We start from the raw sequence: 23,847 nt of genomic DNA, 5'->3' as shown, positions 1-23,847 counted from the left end.
TACCACAAGCTATACTGAGCTTTTAAGTTCATCTAGATAGTTCGACCAGGTCTGCATCATTTCTCGCCTCTCATCTAAAAATATGGTCCTATTGTAGGCCCTACCGTGCATATCTCGCACATTATGGCCAAGCTGCATTTCTACTAACGATTCATCGTATTTGAGTCGCTCAACCAGCATTGTTCTAGCTGATGCTCTAAAACCGTGTACCGTATGCTGTTCACCACTAAATCCCAGGCGCTTTAGAGCCTGACCTAATGTATTTTCGCTCATTGGCCGTATTGTTGAATGTAGCGATGGAAATACAAAATCGCTGCGTTTATGCGGCTCTAATTGTTTGAATAGATCATAAACCTGGTCAGATAGAGGTACGATCAGAGATACGCCGGTTTTGCGCTTAGTTTTACGCGGTGTGAATGTCCAGGTTCGGGCATCAAAGTCGAAATCTTCCCATAGCGCATTGCGCAACTCACCACTTCTAACAAAAAGATGAGGGATTATTTTGATAGCGATACGCGTCTCAAACATCCCGTCATAGTCGTCAATCGCACGTAGCAATATAGCAAATTCTTCCGGGTCGGTAATTGCGGGATAATGCTTTACTTCTGGTGGCTTAAGAGCTCCTTTTAAGTCTTGAGTAACATCACGCTCACATCTTGCCGTCTGTACTGCGTATCTAAATACCTGACCTGCTAGCGAGCGCATTTTCTTTGCTGTCTCAAGATACCCTTGCTTTTCAACTTTACGACATGCATCAAGTACGTCAATTGGTTTGATATCTGAAATAGGCATGCGGCCTAAGTGTTGGCTCAAATACATAGCATATCTGGCTTTGTGGTCGATTGTATCTTGCGATAGATGAGTTTGGCGCTCGATATACTCAGCAGCCACAATCTCAAAAGTGTTATTTTGTTTTAAGCGTTGTTGGCGTGCCTCATCACGTATTTTGTCAGCTGGATCAATGTCAATTGCTAGTAATGCCCTGTACTCGGCGCGTATGGTTCGCGCGCCGGCAAGCGAGATTTCAGGGTACTGACCAAATGTAAGCGTGGCCCGTTTTTTAGTAAACGGCCTAGTGTAATCAAAGCGCCAAGATTTTGTGCCGGTACTTGATATATATAGATAAAGTCCGCCACCGTCTGACAATTTATAAGGCTTATCGGTATTTCTAGCCTGCTTAACCTGAGTATTTGTAAGGGGTGCAGTAATTTTGGCCATTATTTTACGGTATCCTTTAACGGTATTTTCGGTAATACCGCTTATATTACCGTAAAATTGACGGTATGCAAGGGGTCTTTATGGTACGATAAAGTTTATTAAAGTTAACAAAAAGCCCCGTATCATAAGGGATACGGGGCAATATGGTATAGTAAGGTATAGTAATTTGGTATGCCCACAGGGACTCGAACCTCGATCGGTCGCTTAGGAGGCAACTGCTCTATCCTGTTGAGCTATAGGCACATAAATAAAGCTATTTTATCATAACAAAACCAGCGTTTTACCCATTTTTTTTGGCATTGACAGATAAACATAAACCGCAGGCCTCAGTGTATCTTACTGGTTAAAAACCATCAGATTATTTTGTAAATAAAATAACAACGATCTACCCGTTGGACTAAAAACCAAAGTCACTAGTGCTATAATGCCGCGATAATCGATAGTTATGGAGGATGTACATTATGGCTCGTACGGCAAGCGCATTACATATCTTAGTAAAAGACAAAGAACTGGCTGAAGAGATTATTGCCAAGCTTAATAAGGGCGCACATTTTGATGTGCTGGCTAAGAAGCATTCAACCTGTCCATCAGGTAAAAAGGGCGGCGACTTAGGTGAATTCAGAAAAGGTCAAATGGTACCAGCATTTGATAAAGTCTGCTTCAATGGCGAGCTGTTGACACCGCATTTGGTAAAAACAAAATTTGGTTGGCATGTGGTTAAAGTGCTTTACAGAAACTAAGCACTATAATCTGAGCCTGAACAGTAAAGGCTATGCAAACACAGTTGAGATGAGGATAGGACTTAAAGGTGACCTATCTAAAATTAAGGCCTAAAAAAGACGGATAAAGATGGATATTGAAAGTGGCACCGATAACCAAATTGACAATAAAATAGATATTATCTATGAAGATGAGCATCTGGTCGCAATTAATAAAGAAGCGGGTCTATTGGTGCATCGCAGTTGGCTTGATAAGGGTGAGACACGATTTGCAATGCAACTAACCCGTGATGCCGTAGGTTGCCATGTCTTTCCAGTACATAGGCTAGACAGGCCAACATCGGGCGTATTGTTGTTTGCTAAGAGCGCTGCTGTGGCACGCAGCTTGACCGAAGCTTTCACTGAGCGCAAAGTTACTAAACGCTATTTAGCGGTGGTGCGCGGCTTTATGACAGAGCAGGGCAGCATTGATTATGCGTTAAGCTTTAAGCCCGATGCCATCGCTGATAAGTTTGCCAACTTAGACAAGCCTGCTCAAGAAGCGGTCACTCACTGGCAGAGCTTAGCCCAGATTGAGCTACCATTTGCAGTATCAAAAAAGCACGATACTAGCCGCTATAGTCTCATGCGTTTAATACCTGAGACGGGGCGAAAACATCAGCTACGCCGTCACATGAGACATTTGTTCCATCACATCATAGGTGACACCAGCTACGGTGACGGACGCCACAATAAATTTTTTCGTACTCAATATGATTGCACGCGCATGCTGTTACATGCTCAGACTTTATCGCTCACTCATCCTGTTACTGGTGAGCCGTTGATGCTCGAAGCAGGTTTTGACGATCAATGGACTCGAATTTTGGAAGCGTTTTCTTGGACAGATAGTGCAAACCCTTAGCATGTGATAATTGAGTTAATCAAACCTCCTCTCATCGACACATCGTCGGAGTTAACCTTGTATTTATAGGTAGCAATGCTTTGTAATTCTGACGACATTCAGAACATAAATCACAATCATAATAACAATAAAAATGGTGTCAACTCTTTGCGACAGTAGTTGACGTTATAGTGGTGTTTGATGGTTTTCTTTTTGTCATAATGAGTTATGCTTATATGAGCGTTGTATCTTTGCTATGACTGTATTTATTTGAACTTCCATTAACAAAAGATTGCCTCCTTATGTTCAAGATTATCCAATCACATCGCACCGAAAACTTAGTCGATGAACTGCTGGTCGAATACCAATCAGTGCAGCAGTCTATTTTTGATCCCTTTGTGGTGATTGTGCCGTCAATGGTCTTAGGTGATTGGCTTGATAAAACCATTGCCAGCCGTGCTGGTATCAGTACGCTTGTGATGACTAAGTTCTGGGGTCAATACCAGTGGACACTGATGCAAGATGTACTCAGTCAGCATAATGCTTATCTGCTGCAATCTGATCCTGATGCGGCGGTGCTTAACGTGCCTGAGGTGGCTGTGCTGTCACCCACGGTCATGCAGTGGCGTCTGTTTGGCTATCTGACCTATTATCAGCACACTATCATTGAGGATGATAAGCATCCGGTATATCCATTGTTGTCCTCATTGATGGATGCGCCACAAGAAGGTGTTGAGCCAGACCAAGCACAGCAAGATGCGCGTATCTGGCAGCTGGCAAGTGATTTGGCACGGGTGTTTAACCGCTATTTAACCCACCGTGAGGACTGGTTAAGCCTGTGGTCGGCTAATAAGCCACTTGATGTGGATGCGTTGATTGCAGAAAAAGATACGTTGTCTTTGCGCTTTGATCAATATGCACGCGGTACTCCAGAATGGCTGGTGGCGCATTATGTAGAATTGGAAGCGGCTCAGCGTTATCTGTGGTCGCAATTGTTCGCTGATGTGCATCAGTACCGTGTCCAGTTAGAAAAAACCTTTTGGCACGCATTACAGAGCAATAAGGCGGGCGAGCAAGATCAGTTGCCCAAAGTACTGCGTATTTTTACCATTCAGCAGCTACCGCAGACTGAGCTTGATTTTTTGCAGCGTTTGTCACGTTACATGGACATCACCTTACTGCACTACAACCCCTCTAAGCTATTTTGGGCAGATATCGTAGATAAGTCGTGGCTACAGCGCCAGCAGATTATTAACCCTGAGAGTGTGTTTTTACGTGATTATGGGCACAGTTTGCTGTCACGTCTGGGTAAACAGTCTCGTGATACTTTTGCCATGCTTGCTAATTTATCCGGTAACGAGCTGCATGGTGATGCCGTTGTGGATTGGCAAGATAATTTTGAAGATGGCGAGTTTGGGGACTTGAGCGATGAGTTTGGTGCTAAGGCAGATATTGATAGCGATGATAACGCACATGACGCCCCCTCTTATCAACCTCACAACAGCCCCAGCTTATTAAGACGGCTACAAAATGATGTGCTGATGCTTGATGAGCGCTCTACCCAGCAAGCCACAGCAGTTAAAGTGTCACAGGCTATTAGCGAGCAAATCGAGTTAAGCTTCGATGATGCCAATGCTGCTGCCTGGTATGAGGATGAGGTACTTGAGAACAAACGCTTTGAAAAAGAGCGTCTGTGGTCAATATCCTCACAAGATAATAGCCTCAGTATTCATTCGTGCCACAGCTTGCAGCGTCAGCTCGAGGTGCTGCGTATTATGATTGGACGCTGGCTTAATGAGCCACTGCCGCCGGGTACAAAAAAGCGTCATATCTCTGACATCGTGGTGCTGCTGCCCGATGTGGAGCGCCATCATGCACTGATTAGCTCAATCTTTGTCAATGGTAGGGGTCAAGATGGGCTGACCTTGCCGGCCAAAGTCACCGGTGTGGTTGACGCCTCCATTCGCCAATTATGGGAGGCGATTATTGGGTTTTATAAACTGCTTGGCAGTGACAGTGCCCGCTTTGAAGCCGCGGAGGTGCTAGATTGGCTGATGCTACCGCCGCTATATGAAAGCTTTGGTTTGACCCATGATCAGATGAGCCGTGGCTGTGATTTATTGGTAGAGGCAGGCTTCATTAGAGGCTTTGATGAGCAGCATCTTAAGCAAACCTTAGACGGCAATGACTTTGATTACCGCTTTAGTTTCGCCCAAGCGCTAGATAGGTTAACGTTGGGGCTGATTATGCCAGAGGCACAAATGAGCGATTGCTTGTATCCGCTTGATGCCCAGCAATGGCCAAGCACAGCCATTGCTGAGATGAGCTTGCCATTGCCTGAAGTGAGCCTCAATGATGCCCCGATTATTGAGGCCCTATGCCGCATTTATAGCGGGCTACTGGCAAGACGTAATGATCACAAACAAAAGCTAAAGGCAGAGGATTGGCTGAATCAAATTGAGCGACAAGTGATTCACCGTTATTTTGGCGATGTGGATCAAACCCGCAGTATGCGCGCCATTTATAATGCCATGAACGGCTTTAAATCGAGCCTGCGCGCCAACCGTCATTATCGACACTATGCCAGTAGTGACAATACCAATAACCAAGAGGTTGAGCAAAGGCTGGCAAGGGTTGAGCAGCTACCTTTGAAGCTCAGCTTTATGCTAGATAGTATCGAGGCGGAGCTTGAGAGTCAGCAGGTGAGTGCCGAGCCGACAGGGGTGATTACCTTCGGCCGTTTTGGGGCATTAAGAAATGTGCCCTTTGATTTGGTGGTCATGCTCAATATGAATCTCTCTGAGTTTCCCGCACGTGACCGTGACAATCGCTATGACTTGATGAAGGCGACCCTATCACGCCGTGGCGATAGAGTGAGTGAAGACGATGACAATGGTGCATTTTTAGATGCGTTATTATGCGCGCGCAGTGCCTGCTGGATATTTTATAACGGTCAAAGTTTAACCGATACTCATGAGCATTTACCGGCCAACCCTGTCAGCGAGCTGCTGCAATTCTTGCAAGGCGAGGTGCAGTGGCAAGTCAATTCACTCGACAGTTTGTCAGAGGTGGTAGACCCCACTACCGAGAGCCTAAAGCGTCATTTACCAAAGCTTGTCAAACAGTGGCTGGTGACCGAGCATCCCGCACTGCCCTTTGATAAGCGCTTATTTGAGCAACCGCTAGAAAATGGTAGGGCAGTTGAAGACAGTGTTGCATTACAAAAAAATAGCCTAAGCAATAAAAATGACACCCAGCAGGTAGCAGTACAGGATTCCGCTAAAAAGGATTTAACTCAGAAGAATTCAGCTGACTTAAATGGTGCCAATGATGAGCCGTCTGAGTTTGACGCTTTAGAGGGCCTATTAAATAAAGCGATGCAAAAAACCAAACTGGCGCAGCAGCGTCAGTTCCCACCAGCCCCTCTATGGCAAGCGGTATTTCATACCTTAAAATCTCGAGACTCTAAGGCACATCCGCAGCTGGTCAGCTTACCTAACAAAGCGCATTATGAAGCAATTGCTCAGTTATTGGGATCTGGCTTGGGACAATTGGGGGATATCGACAATCAAAATTTGCCTGCCTTAACTGATCTGTTGTCAGTTGATGCTGATTTAAATAGTAATGAGCAGAATAAAGCCTTGGCCCAACGGCTGTTTGATATTGGTGAGATTGATGTTGAAGGGGCGCTTGCCTATCAAGTACGCCATCCTGCCAAGGCCTTTTTACGGGCACAAGAGGTGCATGTGGTTCAAGGTGAGGAGGCGATGGCACATCAAGAGCCGCTGTTTTTGAATAGCCTCAGCACCTACCAGATCAAAGATTATTTGATTCATCAATTGGCAAATGCTTCGCCAGCGATGGGTTCAGACAACGCCCAAAGTATAGAGACATCAGCGGCTCAAGCCACACCAATTTTAATGTATCAAAAAATCATGCCAGCTGGGGTAGCACGCCATACCACTTTACCCAATCAACAACAAAAGCTGCAGCAGCAATGCCAAGCTTTTCAAGAGCAGTTGCTCGCTAACGGCATTGAAGTTCACGAGGCGGATGTGGGCTTGCCGATTATCAGCCCCACTATCGAGCATCCTGTACAAGTAGATTTGGCACGTGTGTTGCCACAAAAACAGAGCGCATCTTTACTAGCCCTTTTACCCCAAACAATTAAGATCAAAGGTGTGGTACCCATACAGGTTAATGACAAAGGCGCGCAGCTACAAGCAGGCATCTCTTATGCCGAGCAGTCGCCTAAGCACTGGTTTAATATCCTGCCCAATTCTGCCAGTCCCAGACATCTGCTTAAGTTTTGGTTATCGCACTTGTATTGGCAGGTTGCCAGACGCACCACAGCTGAGCAGGCGGCATTAAATGATGGTATGAGCATTTGGCGCTTTAATAAGTCAGGCACTAAGGCCAAAAAGCTTGAGAAAGCCACAGCATTTAAGCTTGGCCCCATCGTTTATGAGGATGCTGTCATTGAGCTGGTTAAGTGGGCCATTTTTGCCAATCTATCTGGTCAAATACCGCTCACCTTATTACCAGAGTATGCGCTTGGCTACTTGGACAACTGCCTAAAAGCGCAAGAAGATGAGGGCGCTGAATATTGGCCAAAACGAGGTGATTTCTCAGAGTGGCTGTTCCCTAACTACACGTCAGATGCGGTCTATGACACTTGCTCGCAGCATGCTATTTGGCAATATATTCTGCGCGATCAAGATGCCTTTAGCGCACTAGCCACTGCTTTGATGGCTTTGGCACAGCCTTTGTATTCGCCTATGTTTGACACGCTTAATGGGCTAGAGGGATAAGATCAGCCAGTTAGACCGGCACATTGAGTAATTAAGCTACGATATTGATCCTATAGACAATAATTAAAAAAGTATATCTACCTATGACAGACATCACTGATAACACGACCTTAGATACCCAAGCACAAGGGCTAGCAGATGATTTAGCCTCGTATGCGCATGCTGACAGCGATGTGCCCAATGAGTCGCATCAGGAGCATAACAAGGAGGTGATACCGGCTGTTGATGTGGCGTTAAGCGGTCGACATCTTATCGAGGCGTCAGCGGGCACAGGTAAGACTTGGACCTTAACTGGTATTGTACTGCGGCTACTTATCGAGGCGCGGCGTGCGCCTGAGCAAATTATAGCGACCACTTTTACCCGAGCGGCAGCGGCTGAGATGCGTCAGCGTATTCATGATCGCTTGGTGGATTTTTATCAACTGCTGCAATGGGTCAATAACCTAAGTGCAGATTTGGCCAATAAAGAGCACTTATATCCAGATATCCTGCAGGTCACCCCTGAGGCCAGTAGGGATCAACGACAGGCAGATAAACAGGCAGACAAAGCGGCTAATGCTAGTCTTGCTGACGATGAGCTTAACCAAGACTTAGCGCATGACAAACAGCGAGAAGCAGCGCACAAAGCCACTGCCAAGAAGATTCGTGCCAAGTGGTTGGTAGAGCAGGCAAAAAATGCCCGTTTAGATGACATCATGCAAGACCCGATTAACCTGCACTTGGTGGGTTACTTGCTGGATCATATACACAGTTATCCGATGACAGATGCCATTCGCCGCACCGCACTGGTATTAACCACACTTGATAAACTGTTTGTGGGCACGCTTGATAGTCTGGCACAAAAATGGCTGGCAGAATATAGCAGTGAGACAGGTCATCAGCAAGGTATGGCCATTATTGAAGACAGTCAGATTGAGCAGGTGACCGACAGTATTATTCATGATGAGCTGCGACAGTTTCAAAGCCGTTTGTATTACGAGCAGCCTAAGCTATATGCACTCATGGAGCAGCAAGGCAAGCTGACCGATGTTAGTGATCATAAGTCCTATGTGAGCCGCTCGCTTAACTTTATTTCTGCACCTATTGATGAGGTGGCGCTAAATGAGGCTTTTGACTTCGCTGATTTGGAGCAGTTGCTAGAGGGTTTTGCTAAGCTTGATTTGACAGATATTGAGCCGTACTTAAATCCTGATTATCGAAAGTCACAAGGATTTAATGGTCGATCTAGTCTACAGACTCGGTTTGAATTTATTACTGAGATTCATGAGGTAATCGCTGACAAAGGCGTGAGCTTTGAGAGTTACCTAAATGAAGATGCTAAAAAACTATTGGGGTCATTAAGAGATGCTCAGTTCCCCAATGATGACGGAAAAATAAAGAACTTTAATAAGAATAAAGAAAAACAGCATCAAGCCTTGTTCGAGCTAGAAACCATCTGCCAGTTAATGTCCATTATGGATAAGATGGATCGTTTAAATCAGCATATTTTGCTATTGTTGGCCACGCTTAATCGTCATATTGTACTGGCTGTCCGTGACAGATTACCGGTCATTTTAGAAGAGCGTGGCGAGACGACGTTTAGCCTGCAAATGGTACGTCTGAATCAGGCATTGACTGGCCGTCAGGGAGAGAAGCTGGCACGTTATATCCGCCACCATTATCCGGTTGCGCTTATTGATGAATCGCAAGACATCAATGGCGAGCAAGCCATTATGATTGAAAGTATTTATCTGCCGAACAATAAACGTCAGCACTCAGGCAGTCAGACAGGCGATGAGGATAAGCAGTCAACTAATACCAAGTCTAATCAAGAGTTTTTGTTGTTGGTTGGCGACCCAAAGCAAGCCATTTATGGCTTCCGCGGTGGCGATGTTGCCAACTATAATTATATGAAAGCCCAGTTTGATAAAAGTAGTCTATGGACACTAGATATCAACCGCCGTTCTAACAAAGGGGTCATTGACGCCTTAAACTGCTGGTTTGGTATGCCGACGCCCACGACAAGCGAGAACAAATTTGCTGAGCTCGGCAGTCACATTTATTATCAGCACATTACTGCAGCCAAGCTTGAGAAGCAGTTGTCCTGGTTTAATGACTTAGAGAATCATCAAGCCGCTACATCAAGCAGCGCTGCAACAACAGAAGTTGATTTAGTTACTGACGTGCTATCTGCTAAGCCTGTCAGCGTCTTGCATCTGCCTTATGACAAAGAGCTTGAATACGATGAGCATGAAGTGACAGCACGCCATATTGCCGCTTTATTAAACAGCGGACAGACCTTAAAAGGTAAACCTATTCAGCCTAGTGACATTGGGGTGCTGGCACGTGCCAAAAAAGACTTAAAGCGGGTAGAGGATGAGCTGGTTAAGTTAAATGTAGCGACTTTGACCACCAGTGACGTGAGTATCTTTGAGACCATCATGGCTGAAGACGTGGCTGCTTTACTGAGCGCCATGCTCTATCCATACCGTCACGACATGATTAATCGCGTACTGACCAGCCATCTGTATGGGCTGAGCATCAAAGAGGTCAAAGCGATGATGACCGACCATGAATCAGGTGTCGCTCAAAGCGATGAGGCAGCCGTAAAAGTAGCTGCTCATACCAATAGTGCCACTAACGGTAGTATCCAAGGGGATACTGGCAAAAAAAGCTATCAAGATGTCATCAGCTATCTTAAAGAAGCGGCTCAGCGTTGGCAGAATTTCGGCATCTTATCAGCGATGCACTATTTGCTAGATAAAAGCAGTGTTCAGCCGCAAGGTGTTTGGCAAGCTTTAGCGGCTCATCCTGAAGGCGATCGACATATCATGGATTTGCGCCATGTGATGGATATCTTGGCACAGTATGGTATGGGTATGGGTGAACATGAGCTGCTGGCGTGGTTTAGACAAAACATAGACGCTGCACCCAACAGTGACTGGGCCAAGCAGTACCCACTGCCGACAGAATCTGGCGTACAGCTAATGACCATTCACAAATCTAAAGGGCTTGAGTTCCCAATTGTCTATGTGCTCGGCATGGGCGGTGCCAGCCGCAAGTCGGGCAATAAAGAAGACTATGGGTTGTATTTGTATAATGCTCAGCAAGCGCCTAATGCATTGGTACAGAGGGTACAGGGCTCTTCTGGTAATCAGCGCCGTTTTTCAGCGGTAAAAGACTCAGCGACCACACCAGGCTATTATACAGATATCGAGACCCAAGAAGATTTTGAGGAGTTTCGTCGCCTCGGGTATGTGGCCTTTACCCGTGCCAGTGAGCTGCTTTATGTGGTGCTGCGAGACCCAAAAGATAAGACTGGGTTTGATCTAAAGCCGGTGTTTTATTGGTTTGATTCATCAGAGCCGAAGTTTGAGCTACCTGATAGACTCAAAGGATCAATAGGCATGGTACGCGGACAAAAAGTGCATGAGTTTTATCAAGACAATGATACTAAGGCCAAAACTCATCACTTAACGGACAGTACTCAGGCTACCCTTACTCAGCCGCGTTTAGAGCCGATCAAATACGATAAATTTTCTGATGTGATGCGAGACAATTACTTTTATGGCTGGGCCAAGACCAGCTTCACCGCGCTTGCCCGTCAATTGGATGAATCCACACAAGCGATGGCTGTGGTCGATGAGCGTATCGATGATGCCACATATATTGATATTAGCGAGGCAGATGGCGCTTTAAATGCCCAGATACAGGAGCACGGACTAGCCATTAAAGCTGTAGATGACATTCGCTTTAGCTTTGTTAAAGGTGCTAATGCGGGTACGTTTTTGCATGAAATCTTTGAGAAGATACATTTTACCAATCCTGAGCAATGGCCTGCGGTGATAGACAGAGCGGTCAGTGGCTATCAGCTACCCCTGGCCTACGCCAGTGTGGCGCATCAAAAGCGCATTTTAGAAGCCAGCAGACAAGGGGCGAATAACAAGACTTATCATATCGATGAGCGGGGGCTTCAGCATCAGGCATTAATGAGCTGGATTAATGAGGTTTTGCACACGCCATTATTGGCTTCAGGTCAGAGGTTGGTGGACATCTCACCCAAGCAGCGCTTTGCAGAGATGGGCTTTAATATGGGATTATCTGAAACCTTTAAGGCGCAGCAAATTAACACCTTATTTGAGCGTTATTTGCCCCATGAGCCTGACAAACACATCCGCTTAACAGCTCAAAGTAGCAGCCAGTTATATCGTTATCTGCGCGGTGAGATTGACTTGGTTTATGAGCATGCAGGCAAATTTTATGTGGTTGATTATAAAAGTAACTTTTTAGGAAATAGCCTAAGCAATTACGATGAAACCACCCTAAAATTAGCGATGAGTAAAGCAGGCTATTGGCTACAAGCCGCGATTTATCAAGTGGCGCTGCATCGCTTTTTATCGATGCGTATCGCCGATTATACAGGTAATGAGGCTAAGTATTTGGGCCCTGTTGAATATGTATTTTTGCGGGGGACTTATGCGCCAGCAATGACAGAGCGCGCTGAGGACTACCCCCCACGTTATGGACTGGTTGCTTGGGATATTCCCATTGAGTTTGTAAAAGCGTTAGATAAGCTATTTGGTAAGCCTCAGTAGCATCGCTGACAGTTAATTATCCATTTTTAGCCTTTGAGCCATTACCCTTAAACCTTTCATCCAATAATAGGTCTGATAACTTAATGAAATCCAATAACAATACGGCAACTATGCGCGTTGAAGAGAGCTGGGCTGATACCATTAGTGACTATATTTTACAGCGCCGAGCTCAGACGTATGCGGCATATGTACAGCCAAGTGACACCAACACGTCAACAAATTTTATAGAGACTGACCGTTATTTGTTCAAATCGCTGTTTATGGTGTTGGCTAAGCAGTTGGAGGAGGGGCATACTGTATTAACTCTGCGCCAAAATAGTACTGAGCTGGCATTACAGGGCAGGGTAGCGGGCAAGGTAGCTAAGCTTTATGCGTGGCAGCGCGATATTCTACAAAGTTTGGCAGGGCCTTTGTTTGATCTGATTGACAGTGATGCGGCTTTGGCTGCTATCGCACAGTCGCAAGAGGATACTCAAGGCGAGCTTGCGCACTCTGAGGACAGTGATCCTATCTTTAACCTACTTAATATTTTGATGACCTGTGGTAATGAGCTGTGGTTACAGTTAAGCCTTCCTAATAGCAGCAAAGCTCAGCTGGTTGAGCGTTTTAAGTTGGTTCAGCAGCTATACGAGTTAATGCAAAATGATAATAAGGCAGATGAGTTGAGTGAAAAAGGGTTGCTAAATAGCCTAAGCAAATTTATGCAACATGTAGATCAGCACCCTTTATTTACCCAGATGTCATCGGCACTGCTAGCCAAAGAAAATAGCCTAAGCAAAAATATCTCAACTTCAAAACAAACACCCATCATTTACCAAAGTAATCAGCCGCACAACAATCATTTAAACAATCATTTAGACAAGCACTTAAATACAGACAAAAAAATAACTTTCTGGCTGCATCGTACTTGGCAAGCTGAGTTTAACCTCGCTAAAACCATACAAAATATCTTAAACCAGCCAATAAAACCCTTAGATATCCATATTCCTGACAATCTCAATGCTCAGCAGGTACAAGCAGTTAAAGTCGCTAATGAGAACGCTTTTAGCATCATCACGGGCGGGCCTGGTACGGGAAAAACCTATACCGTGGCACAGCTTGTGATTGCCTTACAGCAGGCTCAAGCAAATAGCGATGCACAGCAAGCATTAGGGGAGGGCGCTACGATTAGATTTAGCACAGACAGCGCAGGGCTTGCTCTGTCGGCACCAACGGGTAAAGCGGCACAGCGTATGCAAGAATCACTGCAAGCGGCTTTAGACAACGCTCAAGTAGAGGTGCAGCTGCAAGAAGCAAAGACCATTCACCGTCTGCTGGGGATCGGTAGAGATGGCAGACCACGCTATCATGCAGGTAATCCTTTGGGGGAGGACATCATTATTGTCGATGAAGCCTCAATGCTCGGCGTAGAGTTGGCCAATTACTTAGTGAGCGCCATTAAGCCAGGGGCAAGGCTAATCTTATTAGGGGATGCCAATCAGCTGGCCGCAGTGGATGCTGGGGCAGTGCTCGCCGACTTATGCCGTATTGATGTATTGCAGCCCATTCATGCACAGTTGACAGAGAGCCGCCGCTTCCATGCTGACTCGGGTATTGGTAAATTGGCCACGCAGATTAATACAACACCAACGGACATGCAGCAGGTGTGGCAGCTATTAACCCATGACGAGGCGTTACAGTTCCAAAGCGTTAACATTCAACTGGGCAGTGATGCTATTGATAGGGAGACTGACGATGTAGAGGCGGCTGTTTTTAATCATCAATTAATAAATAGCCTAAGCAATAAAAAAATCATTTCAAAGCTGTCCCAAAACTACCTTCCATATTTAAATAAAATCCGTCAACTAATAAAGCATCCCATAGCAAAATCCGTGCCAGAAGCAGTAAGCCTTACTATTTCTGAGCTTATGAGTGAGTTTAACCGATTTCGTATCTTAACTGCCGGACACAATGGGGAATGGGGAGATCATAATATCAATGACTATCTGACCCGCTGGCATATGACGCAGCTTAAGCTGCCTTTGGGTAAAAGTCCTTGGTTTCATGGTAGACCGGTTATGGTGTTACAGAATAATTATGAGCTGGGTCTATTTAACGGAGATATTGGTATTTGTTTGCAGACACAGCAAAAAGGTGAGGGTGGCCGTTTAGAGGTATTTTTTGAGAATAAGACCCAAGGTATTGCGGTCAATTTGCTTAATGATGAGCTGATTGCTACCGCGTATGCCATGACTATTCACAAGTCGCAAGGCTCTGAATTTGATCATGTTGCAGTTACCTTTGATAATAGCAACAGCCGACTGCTTAGCAAAGAGCTGATTTATACTGCAGTGACCCGCGCTAAGAAAAAGGTAAGTATTTTTAGTACCAAACGTGCGTTACAAAAAGCGGTGCAGACGCCGACGCAGCACTATACAGGTCTTGCTTTACAATTTGAGCAAAAGGCGGCTGTTGATTAAATATTAAAGCGACTAAGTTTTCGGCACAAAAAAGCACCTAATAGGTGCTTTTGAGTTAAAAGACTGGTTAATTGATAGGGTGTTTCAATTAAGGCAGTTTGTCTTCTTTGATGGCATAGATGCCAGGAAGATGACGTAAATAACCATGAAAATCCATACCACAGCCGCAAACATAGCGGTCGTCAACATCCAAACCAATGAAATCTACGTTGAAGCCTTCTACTTTGCGATCATGCTTCTTATTTAGTAGCACACAGCAATCTACTGACGCTGGGTTTTCTTTTTTCAGCTCTTGTACGATAGCCTTTAACGTGATGCCTTCATCAAAAATATCATCAATTAAAAGCACATGCTCGCCTTCAATGTTAACGTCTGGCTTAAAAGCCCACATTAATTCATTGGTACCTTGGTTGTCACGATAGCGAGTTGCGTGGATGTAATGCATACGATGGTAGAAGGTTAGGTGGGTCAGAAGTTGACCGGCTGGAATCAAGCCACCATTCATAACGACCATAACAATTGGGTTCAGGCCTGCATAATGTAGGTTTAATTGAGCAGCCAGGCGCTCATAAGCAGCAGCCACTTCAATGCTACTGATTAAGCATTCTGAATTGCGTAGTGTTTTCTCGATTTCTTGATTGCTGATTTGGCTCATAGTAAGGACACGCAGTTATTTTGTTGAAAGGATCTATTTTAACAGGATTAGCCAATTTGAGCCAACCCTGTTAACGCTATCCATCAATATTTACTGCTTTTCAATGATAAAAGGTCTATAAAACGCCACCAAACGATTTAAAGACTCTAAGGGTAATTGCGGAAACAGCTTATTAATAGCCACCTCTAGTGCCTTATTAATGCCTGCCTTGGCAACTGGGATAGACTTACGCTTGAACATACCAAGTGGTAAAGTCTCAGAGAAGCGAGTAATAAAATGGTCTACCACGGCGTGGTTCATTGCCATGAGGGCTGCTTGCAGCTTTTCTTTATCTACTGACGTTTCGGTAACTGAATCAAAACCTTCGTTGATGGTTTTTGCTGTCGCCTCATCAAGTTTAAAGCCGACACGCATGATACCATTGGGGTCTTCAAAATAAGTTTCGTTCTTTAGATAATCAAAGTTTGGTAGCACCTCTTTATTGCTGTCTTTACCCAATAAGATGTTGAGCATGGTATCAGTTGCGCTCTCAATCTTATTGACGATGCCTTTCATTTTCGCTTTGCGTTCTTCATCAGGAATCACGCTAATTAAATTAACCAGCAAGTTATCAATAATCTCAAGACCAATTTGATGTGAGATGCTGTTACGAAGCGGATAATAAGCCTCATCACTATTGGAAGAGATTTTTAATTCTGCCTCTTCGATCATATTTGATAATTTATTGGTGGGTTCAAATCCGAAATAATGGGTCATTTTAAGTCCTTTTATAACCTATAGGTAATAAATGACGATCGTCAATACGCTTAATAATCGTCATAAGTAGTTCTAATATAACTCAATTAATTCCCAATCACCTAAAGTGTTTCAAAACTATAGGGTCACAAATCGCTATTAATTAATAATTAACACACCTTTAATGTGCCTATCATTTAGAGCGGCAATTGCGAATAAAACCCATTGTCAGCTGTCTTACCGAGCCTTTTATTCGGTATAATAAATCCTTAGCGTAATAATTGAGTAAGAAAGCTGTTGCAAATCTTTAAAGTATAAGATTGAATTCAGCCTTCTTAAAAAGTAATTTCCTTTATTTTATTAGCCTGTTAAAAGTAAGCTAATCCAAGTGCCACAAGTTATGGTGCTTGTTAAGTGGCTATCCTAACGTTCGGCTTTTCAAGGAGTGATAAATGAACAGTGCAGTGGTTTTACTGTTTGGTGTCTTAGCCATGCTTGGTGGCTATTTATTTTATTCTAAATTCTTTGCAAAACACATTTTAGGTCTAGATAACTCAATCCCCACGCCTGCCCATACTATGAAAGATGGCATCGATTATGTGCCGACCAACAAGTATGTGCTATGGGGACACCACTTTACATCAGTTGCAGGGGCCGCACCTATTATTGGTCCAGCTATTGCTGTGATTTGGGGCTGGGTGCCAGCTGTATTATGGGTAGTATTTGGTACTATCTTTATGGCCGGTATTCATGATATGTCGGCGGTTTGGGCCAGTATGCGTAACAAAGGCCAGTCCATTGGCTCTATTGCTGGATCGGTTATGGGTGGCCGTGTGCGCACCTTGATGATGGTTGTGATTTTCTTATTGTTATTGATGGTAAACGCCGTATTTGGTGTGGTTATCGCCAATATGATGATCAAAACGCCCACAGCGGTTATCCCAGTATGGGGCGCCTTGGTAGTGGCCTTTATTATTGGCCAGTGTATCTACCGCTTTAAAATGAATTTGGTGATCGTCTCAACCTTGGGTGTTATTGCGTTATATGGCCTCATTTATATTGGAACCTTGGTACCTGTAGTATTGCCTGAGACTATGTTTGGTCTACCTGACAATGCGGTTTGGATTTTATTCTTATTCTTCTATGCCGCTGTGGCCTCTTTATTGCCAGTTTGGATGCTATTGCAGCCACGCGATTACATCAATGGTCTACAGCTATTTGTGGGTCTAATTTTATTATTTGGTGCTATTTTGATTGCCACACCAGATATTGTCGCACCTGCCATTAACCATAACTTGCCAGTTAGCACGCCCTCTATTATGCCACTATTATTCGTGACGGTGGCTTGTGGTGCAATCTCTGGTTTCCATGGTCTAGTTTCAACCGGTACCACCTCTAAGCAGATCGATAAAGAAGAAGACACCCGCTTCGTGGGCTACTTCGGTGCAGTCGGTGAAGGTTTGCTGGCATTAGGGGCTATCTTAGCGACAACAGCCGGTTTTGCAAGCCTAGCGGAATGGGAAGGCATCTACCAAAAATTTGGTGACGGCTCTATCGGTGCCTTTATCGATGGTGGTGCGACTATTTTAAATAATGGTATGGGCATTGAGATTGTATTATCGCAGACCATCTTGACCGTTATGGCTGCACTATTCGCCGGTACCACTATGGACACTGGTGTGCGCCTACAGCGCTATATTTTCCAAGAGTTCGGTGAGGTGTATAACTTGCCAGCATTGAAAAAAGGCGTGGTAGCGACTTTGCTTGCAGTAGGTACCTGTTTGTTAATCGCCTTTGGTGCTGGTGGTATCGATGGCTCAGGTGGTATGATCATTTGGCCTCTATTTGGTACCACTAACCAGTTGATGGCCGCCTTAACTCTAATGATTGTCACGGTTATCTTGTTACGTAAAGGTAAGACGGTTTGGTATACTTTAGCGCCGCTGTCTTTCTTGCTAATTATGGCCGTATTTGCGCTTATTTTACAGCTAAAAACTTTCTATACAGATGGTAACTGGCTGTTAATCGTGATGGATATCATCATTTTAATTGCAACAATTATGGTCACCTTTGAGAGCTTCTCAGTTTTACGCCGCGAGTGGAAACAGAACAAAGCTTAATAAGAATGGTATAAGTATAAAAACATAAAAGTGCTGGCTTAGGCCGGCATTTTTATTACCCAATTTTTGATAGGCGACTATGGTGCATGTCAAATACGTCTGTATAATTAAAATAAGACTGAAGCAAGCTAAGGAGATAAACCCATGAGTATAGAGCCTACGCTATGGCAGCGTTTTGTAGAAGGATTGACTGAGTTTTATCACGCCCCTTATCGGCAGACCTTGGCCCGCGCAGCTCGCGAGGAAGAGGACTTATTTATGTTGCTACTGTTCTGTGAAAGTTTGGGTATTGATAATCCTGCAAGCTTTTATACGTTGGAGTTACAGCCTATATTTTTAGAAAAGTTCCATGAGTGGCATCAGCGTATGGGCATGCCGCGCTGTCCACTGCAACATGGGGGCTGCTGCTAAGTTCACTCAGACCCATCATCTGTTAATTTAAGAAGAAAAACATGCAAAAACTCATACAATTGGTCGATCAGCTACAGCATCTCCCCATTATATTTGTGGGCGGCAAAGGCGGGGTGGGCAAGACCACTACCGCAGCAGCTTTAGCCAGCCAGCTCTCAGCACGCGGTCAAAAAACCTTGGTCATCTCAACCGATCCAGCGCACAGCTTAGGTGATGTGTTCAATAAAAAATTAAGCAATACCATCAGCAGCTTAGCGGCTAATTTGGATGCTTTAGAATTAAATCCTGATTTAATTATTGAGGAACACTTTGCTAGAGTAGAGCAGACGATTAGCAGTTATGCTCATCCAGATATGTTGCCGAAGATTAAGCAGCATCTACAGTTATCCAAAAGTGCGCCTGGAGCACAGGAGGCGGCGATGCTTGAGGCCATTTGTCGATATCTAGTAGACACCGTACAAACAGGTGAGTACCAGCACGTTATTTTTGATACGGCGCCCACAGGTCATACACTGCGCCTGCTTATGCTGCCTGAAATGATGGCAGCTTGGACCGACGGGTTATTAACTCAGCAGCGCCGTCAAGCTAAGCTAAAAGGCGCTGCTGATAACTTACGCCCACATAAGCCTAAGTCAGCCCTGACCAATCCTTTTGCCGATGCCAAGCCGGTAGACAAATGGCAGCAGGCGGTTGAGGTACTTAACAAACGCCAAGCGCTATTTAAGCAAGCTGGTGCGCTATTGCATGATAGACGTAGCACAGCTGTGGTGCTGGTATTAACTGCCGATAATTTGCCTATAGAGGAGACGCGGCGAGCCGCCGAGCAGTTAAGGCATGCGAATATGGCACCAGCAGCTTTAGTGGTGAACCAATTAATTGCTGAAACACAAAGTGATCCCTTCTGGCAAACCCGTGCTGCGCGCCAGCAAACACTGCTCGCACACATTGGGCAAGATTTTGCGCAATACCCTTTGTATGGGGTATACCTACAGCCTTCGGATATTCGTGGTGTTGAAGCGCTGCAGCAGTTGATTTAAGCTAGCACCAACCCAAGCTGCAGTGCCAACCAACCAAGGCTTATTCTTTATCTTCCAGGCGAGAGCGCTTGAGCTTAGAGGATAATGACCAAGCAGCATCTGCTCTAAGCTCAGCGGCCAAGTCGCTTTTGCCACTCGATAGGCTGCTCCACTGAGGTTTACCACGTGCTTTTTTAAGCTCGCTTGGTAGCTTATTGGGATTCCAAGGTGGCGTATTGGCCTCTTGTAACTCAGTGATGGGCGTGTCGGCATTGGCGGCATGACCACGGTGGCGCAGCGAGGCCAATAGATCCAGTGAGCGAGTGGCTAGTAAGGTTAAGGTGGCCGGATCAATATACAGACGTTTTACGCCATTAATCTTATCGGCGATACTGCCAGTATTAGACAATATCCCGCCTGCTAATCCGCCAATGGCCGCACCTAGTCCAAAGGTAGTGCCTAAAGCAGCTGCATCTATACCCAGACCAAGTAAGGCGCCTGCAGCTGCACCTGAGGTGGTGCGTAGACCATAACTTTTGAGCAGCTCAGGGTCAAAGGGGTCTTGCTGATATTCGCTTAGCTCAAGTGGGGTGACCACAGCACTGTTATCATAAAACTTATATAAATTAAGTAATTTGCCTTGCATGGCCCGCTCTGTTTGACGGACTGCCTCTTGCATCTCATTGAGTACAGGTAGCGGATCATCGTCCTCATCAATCTCGCGCACATAAGCGGCCACATCCAATAAGAAGTGGGCGATAATGATGCCTGCCTGCTCGTATAGCTGTATCCAGTCTTCACGGCGACGGGTAATTAGCTGATTTAAGGTCTCCGGATGGGTCAGCATGGTGGCCAAATTCTGCCAAAGCCTCATCTCATCTTCAAACTCAAAGGCCACGGAGTCGAAGCGAGTTGAGATGTGCAGATTACGCCTTGCCAGCATCGTCTGCCACTCAGTGATATTGGTTTCTTGGCTATCAGTGAAGTTAAACACAGGCATAACCGGAATAGCGGACCAGGACAAAATCGCCAACTCATCTTTGTATTTGCCTAGCACCGGCTCTCTGGCATCAATCACATAGATGGCCATGTCACTGGCCAATAACTGGCGTATTACCTTCGCCTCTTGGGAGTAATCATTTAAAGCAGCGACCGCCTCACCGCCTTGAGCACTATCACTGGCCAAAAACTGCTGTAGACGCTCAATGCCATCACGGCGACTGGCTGTATGGTCTTCAAGCCAGTCCATTAAACCTGAAGCATCCTCTAACCCTGGTGTATCAAACAAGGCCACTAGCGGCTCATCAGTCTGGCTGTCACTGATTATGGCTCGCTCCACGTGACGGGTAGTGGCTGCTTCGTTTTTTACTTCTCCAAAGTACATATCCCGCAATAAGGTACGTAAAATTGAGGTCTTTCCGGTATTGGTATGTCCCACTACCGCAAGCTTTAGGGCCTCTCCTGTGGCTAAGGTCGCCTTTTTTGACTGTGAGCTGGCATGGGGGTCCGTCAATACGGCATCACCATGCAAGTCATCACTGGTATTTTGCGTGTCTTTGAGCAAGTCTACATTCGATTTAGCCGGCGTTATCGAATTTTTTTGCTGTGGGGTATCATCTTGCATGGTCATAAAGGACTCAAATATTGATCAAATTAATAGTATAAATCACAGTAAATATCAAAGCGAAAAATACGAGCGAAAAATACGGTTACTAAGTTAACGTTTACCAAGTTAGCAGTGTCGCTTGTTTTGTTATTTTATCTCACTGGGGGGATGAATAAAGGCTTTTAGTTTTTGTTTTAGCCCTTGAGCGCTTAAAGCTTTGTGCCACATGCGACCAAAAAAAGAAAATATCAGCCCAAAGAGGTTGTCATTGCTTTTCTCACCATAAGCACCAAATCGTACAGGATTATTGAGGGGGTCTTCTTCAACATAAGTACCAAATAAGCGGTCAAAAATAATCAGTACGCCGCCATAGTTTTTATCGACATAAGCGGCATTGGTGCCATGATGGGCTCTATGGTTAGAGGGGGTGTCAAAGACATATTCCACCCATTTGGGGAGCTTGCCGACAGTTTCGGTATGAATGAAGAATTGATAAATTAAATCAAGCGCGTAGAAGAAGAACACCCAGACCGGATGCACACCTAGCAGCATCAGCGGGGTAAAAAACAGCCACCAACCGGTAACCGAATACAGTAAGCTTTGGCGCATGGCAGTCGATAAATTCATACGATCATCAGTGTGATGCACTATGTGTGCCGACCAAAACCAGCTGATCCGGTGCGAGGCGCGGTGGAACCAGTAATAACAAAACTCAACGGCAATAAAGATAGGCAGGGCACTAAGCCAAGTGACATCAATGGTAAATAACCGAAATTGATACAACCATAAGCAAATTGGCAGCACTATCAACGCCTGAATAATCAGCTCAAAGGTGATGTAGGTGCCGCCTAAGCTAAAGTTAGTCAGGGCTCTTTTGGCTGAAAATTGTTCAGCTTGCCCGCGGCGGCTTTGATAAAACCACTCAAGTAGAAATATCAAAACAAAGGGTCCACCCATTAAAGGCAATAACCACTCCTGCCAGTGTTGGGGCAATATACTCACCAAAGTAGGGTGTATGCCTGCAGGAGCGATAGTTAGAACACCATCATTTAATGTGTCTTTTAGAGCGTTTAACTGCTCCGTGATTCCATTCATAGTTACCTCACTACCTTGTTAAATATGACGTCGCTGTTAAAGATAACGGCGTTAAGCACAAGTATCTCTCTGAGTTTAGCAGTTATCAGGGAGGCAACCCATTAAAAATTTTTTACTATCAAGTAATTTTTCTAAATTAAGTATAAATAATGGCTATGAGACCAGACCAATATTGCGCTCAGCCAGTGCCGCCTGCCACTGTTGTCTGCGCACGCTGTCTTGCTTCTCCATACTAGAGGTATCCTCTAGCAGCTGTACAATAACCCCTTGTTTGGCATGAGTGGCAATCTTATCTAACTTACGCATGGTGCCACGATCAGGCAAGGCTTTGGCATGAATACCCACCAAAACTTGAACCTCATGCTGCTCAAGATACTGCAGGATTTTATCCATATCCTCCCTATCATCTAGCACCCCAAATTCAACAGGTGCAGGATGAATAAAGGCCTGGCCTGCGGCATGATACCAATGAGGATCACTGTGTTTATACTCAAGCAATACCACCAATTTATTGCCCGTACTTATTTTTGCGACAGGGGCGACAGCCTGTATTTTTTCGACAAAGTCATCTGCATCCACCACTTTTCTTTGCCAAAAATTGAGGATTTTTTGATAGTAAGGTAGATTTAAGTCAATCTTCATTTTTTGGCGATTAAACATCAGCGCGCACAATGCCCAAGCGATGGCCCTTGGTACAATGCCATACATGAGCAAGCTGCCAATAAGCAAGCTCGCCCATTGCCGGGCAATAGATAAGGGCATTGCCTCTGTGGCCAGACGACTTTGGATAATCGCCTCAGTATCAGGGACGTGAAAACCCACCAAACTTGGTAGCCACCCAAGCCAATGTGTCAAGCTCATTAACGCTTGATCAGAGAGTAGGGTAGACTCCCAGCTAAAGCTGTATTGACGCACAATCAGCAAAAAGATGATAGCAAACAGCATACCGGTTAAAGTGGCCAGCCACAGCTGATGGCTAAACTTACTCAGATACCAGCGCATGCCAGTGTGGTGCAATTGCTCGTCATATAGCTCTACCGCCGCTTGGGTCACATCATCTTTGCCGCGAATTAAAGCCTTGGGGCTGATAAAGCTGGTAATCAGGCTGGGTGATTGACTGCCGCGATTAATGACCGTGAAGATCAGCCACCCAAGCAGCATCACAGTATGAAAACCAAGCAAACACACCAGTACATAAAAGAAGTTGACCACATTGGCCTGTAGCAGCGCAAACAACCCCAAAAATCCTGAGATGCACCACAGCACACTCATGATTAGGATAATGCCTTTAATACGGCCATCGATTTTATTTAACGTACCAGCTAAGGCGCCATTGCTATCAATGCGTTCAGCACGGCGACGTATTTTTTGAAGGGGTGTGGCAGCCTCATCCTGCAAGCGCTCTGTGATTAGCAGCGGATCGGTGGAGAACACATGATTTTTCGACTCAAGCTTTCGTACCAGCTCAGTCAATTGGTCTTGTTTGGATAACATGATATTCCTTGTCGATGGCAGCCGATCACGCTACGCGATACCAAATAAATCAAA

The 23,847-nt window shown here is 45.1% G+C and carries 14 protein-coding genes and 1 tRNA gene; 8 read left to right on the top strand and 7 right to left on the bottom strand.

Going from position 1 to position 23,847, the window contains the following annotated elements; all coding sequences use genetic code 11:
• Positions 1-9: 9 nt before the first annotated feature.
• Together MN210_RS06480 and MN210_RS06475 are read right to left on the bottom strand one after the other, a co-directional pair.
• Positions 10-1,218, bottom strand: coding sequence for a tyrosine-type recombinase/integrase (locus MN210_RS06480; protein ID WP_338412792.1), 1,209 nt, complete (start codon positions 1,216-1,218; stop codon positions 10-12).
• Positions 1,219-1,385: 167 nt separating this feature from the next.
• A tRNA-Arg gene (locus tag MN210_RS06475) sits at positions 1,386-1,461 on the bottom strand.
• A gap of 218 nt (positions 1,462-1,679) precedes the next feature.
• On the opposite strand from MN210_RS06475, the gene ppiC reads away from it, so the two are divergent.
• The 5 genes from ppiC to recD all read left to right on the top strand — a co-directional run bounded on the left by ppiC (position 1,680) and on the right by recD (position 14,661).
• Positions 1,680-1,958: a peptidylprolyl isomerase PpiC gene (gene ppiC / locus MN210_RS06470; RefSeq protein ID WP_011960471.1), complete on the top strand. Its 279-nt coding sequence runs from the start codon at positions 1,680-1,682 to the stop codon at positions 1,956-1,958.
• A gap of 109 nt (positions 1,959-2,067) precedes the next feature.
• Positions 2,068-2,838 carry a tRNA pseudouridine(65) synthase TruC gene (truC, locus tag MN210_RS06465; RefSeq protein ID WP_241879605.1) on the top strand — a complete coding sequence of 257 codons (771 nt, stop codon included), beginning with the start codon at positions 2,068-2,070 and terminating at the stop codon, positions 2,836-2,838.
• Positions 2,839-3,119: 281 nt separating this feature from the next.
• A complete protein-coding gene (locus MN210_RS06460) occupies positions 3,120-7,628 on the top strand; it encodes an exodeoxyribonuclease V subunit gamma (protein ID WP_338412791.1) in 4,509 nt (1,502 codons plus the stop codon).
• Between the two features lie 83 nt (positions 7,629-7,711).
• Positions 7,712-12,202: a UvrD-helicase domain-containing protein gene (locus MN210_RS06455; RefSeq protein ID WP_338412790.1), complete on the top strand. Its 4,491-nt coding sequence runs from the start codon at positions 7,712-7,714 to the stop codon at positions 12,200-12,202.
• A gap of 83 nt (positions 12,203-12,285) precedes the next feature.
• Positions 12,286-14,661 carry an exodeoxyribonuclease V subunit alpha gene (recD, locus tag MN210_RS06450; RefSeq protein ID WP_338412789.1) on the top strand — a complete coding sequence of 792 codons (2,376 nt, stop codon included), beginning with the start codon at positions 12,286-12,288 and terminating at the stop codon, positions 14,659-14,661.
• Between the two features lie 88 nt (positions 14,662-14,749).
• Here recD and MN210_RS06445 read toward each other — a convergent pair whose 3' ends face one another.
• Positions 14,750-15,316, bottom strand: coding sequence for a hypoxanthine-guanine phosphoribosyltransferase (locus MN210_RS06445; protein WP_338412788.1), 567 nt, complete (start codon positions 15,314-15,316; stop codon positions 14,750-14,752).
• A gap of 90 nt (positions 15,317-15,406) precedes the next feature.
• Positions 15,407-16,072, bottom strand: a complete 666-nt coding sequence (locus MN210_RS06440) for a hypothetical protein (protein WP_110816569.1) — start codon at positions 16,070-16,072, stop codon at positions 15,407-15,409.
• Between the two features lie 431 nt (positions 16,073-16,503).
• On the opposite strand from MN210_RS06440, the gene MN210_RS06435 reads away from it, so the two are divergent.
• The 3 genes from MN210_RS06435 to MN210_RS06425 all read left to right on the top strand — a co-directional run bounded on the left by MN210_RS06435 (position 16,504) and on the right by MN210_RS06425 (position 19,619).
• On the top strand, positions 16,504-18,171 hold the full coding sequence (locus tag MN210_RS06435; protein WP_011960464.1) for a carbon starvation CstA family protein: 1,668 nt from the start codon (positions 16,504-16,506) through the stop codon (positions 18,169-18,171).
• A gap of 144 nt (positions 18,172-18,315) precedes the next feature.
• Entirely contained in the window at positions 18,316-18,582 is a 267-nt protein-coding gene (locus tag MN210_RS06430; protein WP_011960463.1) for a cory-CC-star protein, read from the top strand.
• Between the two features lie 41 nt (positions 18,583-18,623).
• Complete coding sequence (locus tag MN210_RS06425) at positions 18,624-19,619, top strand: ArsA family ATPase (protein WP_338412787.1); 996 nt, start codon at positions 18,624-18,626, stop codon at positions 19,617-19,619.
• A gap of 40 nt (positions 19,620-19,659) precedes the next feature.
• On the opposite strand, the gene MN210_RS06420 is transcribed toward MN210_RS06425, so the two are convergent.
• The 3 genes from MN210_RS06420 to MN210_RS06410 all read right to left on the bottom strand — a co-directional run bounded on the left by MN210_RS06420 (position 19,660) and on the right by MN210_RS06410 (position 23,793).
• Positions 19,660-21,222: a DUF3482 domain-containing protein gene (locus tag MN210_RS06420; RefSeq protein WP_338412829.1), complete on the bottom strand. Its 1,563-nt coding sequence runs from the start codon at positions 21,220-21,222 to the stop codon at positions 19,660-19,662.
• A gap of 129 nt (positions 21,223-21,351) precedes the next feature.
• Complete coding sequence (locus MN210_RS06415; protein WP_338412786.1) at positions 21,352-22,299, bottom strand: sterol desaturase family protein; 948 nt, start codon at positions 22,297-22,299, stop codon at positions 21,352-21,354.
• Between the two features lie 153 nt (positions 22,300-22,452).
• Positions 22,453-23,793 carry a DUF2868 domain-containing protein gene (locus tag MN210_RS06410; protein ID WP_011960459.1) on the bottom strand — a complete coding sequence of 447 codons (1,341 nt, stop codon included), beginning with the start codon at positions 23,791-23,793 and terminating at the stop codon, positions 22,453-22,455.
• Between the last annotated feature and the right edge of the window lie 54 nt (positions 23,794-23,847).

The organism is Psychrobacter raelei, assembly GCF_022631235.3.
In the GTDB taxonomy this organism is placed as follows: domain Bacteria; phylum Pseudomonadota; class Gammaproteobacteria; order Pseudomonadales; family Moraxellaceae; genus Psychrobacter; species Psychrobacter raelei.
The sequence above is the reverse complement of the archived record's forward strand: the minus strand, read 5'-3'. Positions and strand labels throughout refer to the sequence as shown.

Excerpts from the sequence above, each read along its gene's own strand:
- MN210_RS06480 (WP_338412792.1), bottom strand. The coding sequence starts at position 1,218 with ATGGCCAAAATTACTGCACCCCTTACAAATACTCAGGTTAAGCAGGCT.
- ppiC (WP_011960471.1), top strand. The coding sequence starts at position 1,680 with ATGGCTCGTACGGCAAGCGCATTACATATCTTAGTAAAAGACAAAGAA.
- truC (WP_241879605.1), top strand. The coding sequence starts at position 2,068 with ATGGATATTGAAAGTGGCACCGATAACCAAATTGACAATAAAATAGAT.
- MN210_RS06460 (WP_338412791.1), top strand. The coding sequence starts at position 3,120 with ATGTTCAAGATTATCCAATCACATCGCACCGAAAACTTAGTCGATGAA.
- MN210_RS06455 (WP_338412790.1), top strand. The coding sequence starts at position 7,712 with ATGACAGACATCACTGATAACACGACCTTAGATACCCAAGCACAAGGG.
- recD (WP_338412789.1), top strand. The coding sequence starts at position 12,286 with ATGAAATCCAATAACAATACGGCAACTATGCGCGTTGAAGAGAGCTGG.
- MN210_RS06445 (WP_338412788.1), bottom strand. The coding sequence starts at position 15,316 with ATGAGCCAAATCAGCAATCAAGAAATCGAGAAAACACTACGCAATTCA.
- MN210_RS06440 (WP_110816569.1), bottom strand. The coding sequence starts at position 16,072 with ATGACCCATTATTTCGGATTTGAACCCACCAATAAATTATCAAATATG.
- MN210_RS06435 (WP_011960464.1), top strand. The coding sequence starts at position 16,504 with ATGAACAGTGCAGTGGTTTTACTGTTTGGTGTCTTAGCCATGCTTGGT.
- MN210_RS06430 (WP_011960463.1), top strand. The coding sequence starts at position 18,316 with ATGAGTATAGAGCCTACGCTATGGCAGCGTTTTGTAGAAGGATTGACT.
- MN210_RS06425 (WP_338412787.1), top strand. The coding sequence starts at position 18,624 with ATGCAAAAACTCATACAATTGGTCGATCAGCTACAGCATCTCCCCATT.
- MN210_RS06420 (WP_338412829.1), bottom strand. The coding sequence starts at position 21,222 with ATGCAAGATGATACCCCACAGCAAAAAAATTCGATAACGCCGGCTAAA.
- MN210_RS06415 (WP_338412786.1), bottom strand. The coding sequence starts at position 22,299 with ATGAATGGAATCACGGAGCAGTTAAACGCTCTAAAAGACACATTAAAT.
- MN210_RS06410 (WP_011960459.1), bottom strand. The coding sequence starts at position 23,793 with ATGTTATCCAAACAAGACCAATTGACTGAGCTGGTACGAAAGCTTGAG.